We start from the raw sequence: 5,377 nt of genomic DNA, 5'->3' as shown, positions 1-5,377 counted from the left end.
ATCATCGGCACAGGCGATGGTTGAAAAGCCGATCATGCACTAAGACTGAAACCGGACCACCCAATGGGGTCAGACCAGTCGTCGGTCCGCATATGGTAACGGCTTCGCATCCGGCAACCAAAGATCGATCTTTACGCCTTCAATATCGGCCTTGCAGAAGTTGCAGGTATGGTATCTGGCGCAAACACGATGCTCAAAATCACTATCCCTACTGCTCAAGGTGGTTTTTGACAGGAACCACTCAGTGCGGGAGGTCAAGTGAATGGCAACAATCGGGGCATGGCGCAAAGGTTGCCGTATCGGGCTTTCCGTTTTTTACGGCGTGGCGGGCTTGCTGCACCTCGTTCTGCAGGAACCCTTCCTGCGGATCACGCCACAATGGGTTCCCCATCCGGAAGCCGTCATTCTGCTGACCGGCATCTGCGAAATTGCAGGAGCGGTCGCCCTCTTTGTTCCGGCGCTGCGGATCTACGCCGGCGTCGCCTTGGCGCTCTACGCGGTCTGTGTGTATCCCGCCAACATCAAACACGCGATCGACACACTTTCGATCGACAGCGCCTCGGTCTGGCTCTGGAGCTATCATGTCGTCCGCCTGCCACTGCAACCCGTTATCGTCTGGCTGGCATTGTTTACGGGCGGCGCCGTGTCATGGCCGTTCGGCAAGCCGCCGCCGCATTGAGTGCGGCAAAGGGGGCGAAGGTCCGTCCCTCGCCCCCGGTGCATGCGTCACATCGCCGGAAGAATGGCGATGTCGCGAACCTCGTTGTCGAGGCCGGTGATCGCGCCGATCCCGGTCGCCGCGCCGGTTTCGAGGTTGACGCTGTACAGCATCTTGCTGGCGACGAGATAGGCGGCATTCTGCCCGCCCTCCATGCCCTGGATATCGAAGGCGTAAGTTGCGGGCGTCTCCTCGATGCCGAGCTTGCCGATGGCCTTCAGCGTGCCGTCGTTCGGCTTGGTCTGCTGGATCAGGGCGCCGATCGTCGCGTCGATATTGTACATCGCGGTCTTTTCCGGCTTGCCGATCGAGTTGGTGTAGGCGGCAGCGACGATGTTCGGTGTCTCACCCTTGTGCATGTCGCCGTCCTCGAAGGCGAGCGTGCCGTCGACCGTGACAGCGCCGGTATCGGGATGGACGCGATGATTGGTGGTGCCGGTCATGAAGCGCAGGCGGTCGGCCATCGGATTGAAATCGACGACGACCGGCGCCTCGGTCATCGTCAGCATCTTGTCCATCGTCGCAACATCTGTCGCTGCGCCTGTTTCGAGATTGATCGACACGATCTTGTGGTCAGGCGTGACGCCCATAACGCTCTTGGTGCCCGGGCGGAAATCGATGCCGACCAGCTTGTCGACACCCGTTACCTCCATGGTCTTCGTCACCGCCGGTTTTTCCGTATCGAACATGACAAGCGTCTTGTCGCCGGTCAGGCCCAAGACGGGAGCGGCGAAGGCGGGAGCGGCGGAACCGGCCACGAGTACGGTTGCAAGCAGCGTCAGGCGGATCTTCATGGTCATGTCGTTCTCCGGTTTAAACCATATTTTAAATCATATCTTGGAAGCGGGCCGGCATCCGGCGCGTCATGCTTCCGATAGAGAAGACACGGCAGTGAGCCTGTCTGGATGCAGCGTTACAAAATAAATGTCGCGTGGCATCCAATGACGCATCTCGTGGGTATAGAAATCTGGCGTGACCCGAGAAGCAGGGGCTGCGTGCAACAGGGAGATGGTCTGCATGCTGATGGGGTCTGTGCCGGATGAACTCGATGCGTCGCTCGCGGCCTGTGCCGCCGGCGATCGCTCCGGCCTGCGCCGCATCTTCGACATGGAGGCGAGCCGTCTGGTTGCCGTTGCCGAGCGGATCGTCCGGCGTCGCGAGCTTGCCGAAGAGGTCGTGCAGGAAGCCTTTATCCGCATATGGACCCATGCCCACCAGTATGACGCCTCGCGTGGCTCGGCGCGTGGCTGGATCTACGCGATCGTGCGCAACAGGGCGCTCAACCTTATTCGCGATGGCCGGCGGGAATACACGAGCGAGGAGGTCGAGACGCTGCAGGAGCAGGAAGCGACCGACGAGGTCATGGCGGCCTGGCACCGGCTCGATCGAAATTCGCGCCTCTATGGTTGCCTCGGCGCGCTCGACGAGACGAGAAAGCGCGGCATCCTCATGGCCTATGTCGGCGGCTACTCCCACGGAGAGATCGCCGGACGGCTGCGCCTGCCGCTCGGGACCACAAAATCCTGGATCCGGCGTGGTCTCGCCGCGCTGCGGGAGTGCATGGCATGACGCTGGATCGCAAGAACATCCCGACCATTGCCGACGAATACGTGCTGGGATTGCTGGACCCTGCCGAGGCGGTGGACGTAGAGGCCGAGATGGAACGCGATGCGGAGTTGAAAACTGCCGTGGCCGAAAGCCGTGAACGGTTTCTTCCGCTTGATGTCAGCGCCGAACCGGCGATGGTCAGCGCAGCCTTGTGGCAGCGGATCGAAAGCGCGCTGCCCCGGCAGCAGGCGGAAGCATCGGCGCGGCCGCAAGCGCCGGCAAATGACAATCTCCGCAATGGCTGGCGGGCAACGGCCTTCGCGGCGCTCGCGGCAACCGTGCTCCTTGTTGCCGGACTTGCCTATTCTCTCATGCGCACCGTTGAACCGATGGTGGTCGCCGTGTTGCTGAACGAGACCGGCGAAGTCCAGGCGGTCGTTGAAGATTTTGGCAACGAGGATGCGACCATACGACTTCTCGCCGACATTGCCGTTCCCGCAGACAGAACGATCCAGGTCTGGACATTGCCCTCTGAGGACATGGGGCCAGTGTCGCTCGGCTTGATCGAAGGTATCCGCTCGGCGCACCTTGACGGCCCCGCCCTGCCGCTTCCAAAGGACAACCAGCTCTATGAGATCACTCTCGAACAACAGGGCGGATCACCAACAGGTCGGCCGACAGGACCGATCCTGGCAAAGGGATGGGCAAGGTTGCCGCGATAGGCGCTGGGCTGATTTCCTTGGCGCATCTTCACAATTGGGGTTGCTCCGGTAAAAGTCTCCCGTTCATCCAAGCCTTTGCGTTGCATGCAGCAGTTCTCCAAACCATACTCTGACACGCGGATGTTGCAGTCTTAATCTGCGCATCATGCGAAAGAAGCTCACCCCGAAACTGCTCGATAGCCTGCTGCCCGCGACCGGCAAGCGGTACGAGGTCCGCGACGAATTGGTCACCGGACTTCATATCCGCGTGTCGAATGCCGGCGGCAAAGTCTGGTATGTTGCCACACGCGTTGACGGCGTATCCCGCCGCATCAAGCTTGGCACATATCCGATCCTCTCGCTCAAGGACGCCCGCGAGAAGGCGCAGATGATCCTGCGCGACATCCAACTTGGGCTGTTCCAGCAGCGAGAGGAGGAGTCTGAAGAGAAGGTCCTCACCCTCGGCGACATCATTCCGCAGTTCATCGAACGATATGCCAAGCGCCAGACAAAGGATTGGAAGGGCAGCGAGAGCATGCTGATGCGGATGGAAAAGCTGCATCGCATGAGGATCGACGCCATCAAACGCGTTGATGTCGTCCGCGAGTTGGAACGTCTGATTGCCGACATCGGCGATAATGGCGGCAAAGGCACGCGGGCGAACCGTGGGCTGGCTGCGATCAAGAAACTGTATTCCTGGTGCATCGACCAAGGCATTGTCGAAGTCTCACCTGTGACTGGACTCAAGCCCTTGATCAAGGAGGTTGCCCGTGACCGCTGCCTGACCGACGATGAGGTTATCGGGTTCTGGAAAGGCTGCGAAGCAGAGGGATATTCCTTCGAGCAGTTCGGAAAGCTTCTGCTTCTTACCGGCCAGCGTCGGGATGAAATAGCTGCGATGCGATGGTCAGAGCTGGATCTTCATCGCGGCACACTGACGCTGAAGGCTGACCGGACGAAGAACTCGACCACGCATGTCGTGCCATTGCCGAAACAGGCGCTCGACATTCTCCGTTCGATCCCGCGCTTCCTTGGTTCGGACTATGTATTCACCTCAACGGGTCGCTCATCGATTTCCGGGTTCGGGCGGTTCAAGAAGCGGCTGGACACCTTCGTCGGTCTCGATGCCGAGGACTGGCGCTTTCACGATCTCCGCCGCACCGCCGCAACCAATATGGCTATCTTGAAGGTTCAGCCGCACATCATTGAAGCCGTTCTTAACCACAAGTCCGGTATCGTTTCCGGCGTTGCGGCGACCTACAATCGCCATGCCTATTTCGACGAAAAGCGCGAGGCTTTGCAACTATGGGCCAACAGTTTGAAAAATCTGGCGATGGAAGGCGAGACAGTTGCCGCTAGTCATCAATACGAAAATCTTCATCGAGCCCCGGGAAGCCTTTCAGTTGGTCGGGCGGGAGACGTACGGGCCAAATTGGAAAGATGAGTGGATCGATATTGTCGAAGCACCGGAGCGGAAGCTCGCGCTGCGATATTTGCGCGCGGCACTTCAATCAGGGAACGTCGCCGCGCATTGGTCAACAATGGACCTGAAAAGCAGTGGTAACCTTACACCTCAAGACGCCGATCGTGAATCTTTTGCCATAGAGCTCAAGAATGATTGCATTTTTCATCACAACTTGAACCAGCCTGTCTATTGTCGCATCCACGCAGAGCAGCTCCTCGCATTTATGCGCAAGCAAGAAATTAGGAATGTTCCTTCTTCGCAGTTGGCCACGGATAGGTGCCAAGAGTGGCTTGTCGGCCTGTTTAACGACCGTGCATATCAGCCGCCAAAGTTTGCAGATCTGCTGCGGCAATCAAAGGAAAGCTTTCCCAATCTGACTGACAGCGGCTTCAAAGAGGCTCGCAGCCGGGCGATTGCTATTACGGGTCGCTTTGACATCGGCAAGCCCGGACGCCGCAAGAAATCAAATCAATCTGCAAACTGATTTTCGACGGCTATTTCGCCGGCCATTTCAGCGCTATCTCCCTGATATCAATTGATTTCAATCAAGGGCGCACTTCATCACCTCAAACCTGATGGAGACTTGAAATGTCGCAGGCAGTGCATCAACAGATATTTATTGGTCGAGAAGACCTTCGCAAAATGGGTATCCGAGTGAGTAATTCGAGCCTTCTGCGCTGGGAACAACGTCGCCGCTTCCCTCGCCGTATCCGCATGGCTGGGACGACGGTGGCATGGATCAAGGCCGAGGTCGATGAATGGATCGTAGCGCGCGCCGAGGAGCGTAAGCGCCACGTCTATGCCGATTTCTGAGAAATCGGGCCAGTAGTTTCTCTTTTTGGCGCTTGAGCCTGCTAGCCGGCGCCAGTGTCCGTCGTCGAATGATTTGAGACTTTTTAGGCTTTGTAAGAACGGATTTTGCGGCTCGCTAGCGGTTTGATTTAA

Annotated in this window: 7 protein-coding genes; 5 read left to right on the top strand and 2 right to left on the bottom strand. The window is 58.3% G+C overall.

Annotation, left to right across the window (positions count from 1 at the left end; translation table 11 throughout):
* The first annotated feature begins 262 nt into the window (after nt 1-262).
* Complete coding sequence (locus ACEVQ6_RS23370) at nt 263-679, top strand: DoxX family protein (protein ID WP_374891444.1); 417 nt, start codon at nt 263-265, stop codon at nt 677-679.
* 47 nt (nt 680-726) lie between these two features.
* Here the strand turns inward: ACEVQ6_RS23370 and ACEVQ6_RS23365 are convergent, their stop codons facing one another.
* The gene (locus ACEVQ6_RS23365; protein WP_374891446.1) at nt 727-1,512 is read right to left on the bottom strand and encodes a DUF4394 domain-containing protein; all 786 of its coding nucleotides are present in this window, start codon (nt 1,510-1,512) and stop codon (nt 727-729) included.
* A gap of 229 nt (nt 1,513-1,741) precedes the next feature.
* Here ACEVQ6_RS23365 and ACEVQ6_RS23360 point away from each other — a divergent pair, with 229 nt between their 5' ends.
* The 4 genes from ACEVQ6_RS23360 (at nt 1,742) to ACEVQ6_RS23345 (ending at nt 4,916) form a co-directional block, all read left to right on the top strand.
* Entirely contained in the window at nt 1,742-2,287 is a 546-nt protein-coding gene (locus ACEVQ6_RS23360) for a sigma-70 family RNA polymerase sigma factor (RefSeq protein ID WP_374891445.1), read from the top strand.
* Nucleotides 2,284-2,988: an anti-sigma factor gene (locus ACEVQ6_RS23355; protein WP_374891443.1), complete on the top strand. Its 705-nt coding sequence runs from the start codon at nt 2,284-2,286 to the stop codon at nt 2,986-2,988. Before ACEVQ6_RS23360 ends, ACEVQ6_RS23355 begins: the two co-directional genes overlap by 4 nt.
* A gap of 145 nt (nt 2,989-3,133) precedes the next feature.
* Nucleotides 3,134-4,411 carry a tyrosine-type recombinase/integrase gene (locus ACEVQ6_RS23350; RefSeq protein WP_374891442.1) on the top strand — a complete coding sequence of 426 codons (1,278 nt, stop codon included), beginning with the start codon at nt 3,134-3,136 and terminating at the stop codon, nt 4,409-4,411.
* Complete coding sequence (locus ACEVQ6_RS23345) at nt 4,371-4,916, top strand: hypothetical protein (RefSeq protein WP_374891441.1); 546 nt, start codon at nt 4,371-4,373, stop codon at nt 4,914-4,916. The genes ACEVQ6_RS23350 and ACEVQ6_RS23345 overlap by 41 nt, the downstream gene beginning before the upstream one ends.
* A gap of 77 nt (nt 4,917-4,993) precedes the next feature.
* Here the strand turns inward: ACEVQ6_RS23345 and ACEVQ6_RS23690 are convergent.
* Nucleotides 4,994-5,377, bottom strand: a 384-nt coding sequence (locus ACEVQ6_RS23690; protein ID WP_454952640.1) for a hypothetical protein, incomplete at its 5' end; no start/stop codon positions are given.

The sequence above is a fragment of the Ensifer soli genome (assembly GCF_041928815.1).
Classification (GTDB): domain Bacteria; phylum Pseudomonadota; class Alphaproteobacteria; order Rhizobiales; family Rhizobiaceae; genus JBHFEI01.
The sequence above is the reverse complement of the archived record's forward strand: the minus strand, read 5'-3'. Positions and strand labels throughout refer to the sequence as shown.

What these genes read in the sequence shown, in the direction of transcription:
- ACEVQ6_RS23370 (WP_374891444.1), top strand. Translation starts at nt 263, where the DNA reads ATGGCAACAATCGGGGCATGGCGCAAAGGTTGCCGTATCGGGCTTTCC.
- ACEVQ6_RS23365 (WP_374891446.1), bottom strand. Translation starts at nt 1,512, where the DNA reads ATGAAGATCCGCCTGACGCTGCTTGCAACCGTACTCGTGGCCGGTTCC.
- ACEVQ6_RS23360 (WP_374891445.1), top strand. Translation starts at nt 1,742, where the DNA reads ATGGGGTCTGTGCCGGATGAACTCGATGCGTCGCTCGCGGCCTGTGCC.
- ACEVQ6_RS23355 (WP_374891443.1), top strand. Translation starts at nt 2,284, where the DNA reads ATGACGCTGGATCGCAAGAACATCCCGACCATTGCCGACGAATACGTG.
- ACEVQ6_RS23350 (WP_374891442.1), top strand. Translation starts at nt 3,134, where the DNA reads ATGCGAAAGAAGCTCACCCCGAAACTGCTCGATAGCCTGCTGCCCGCG.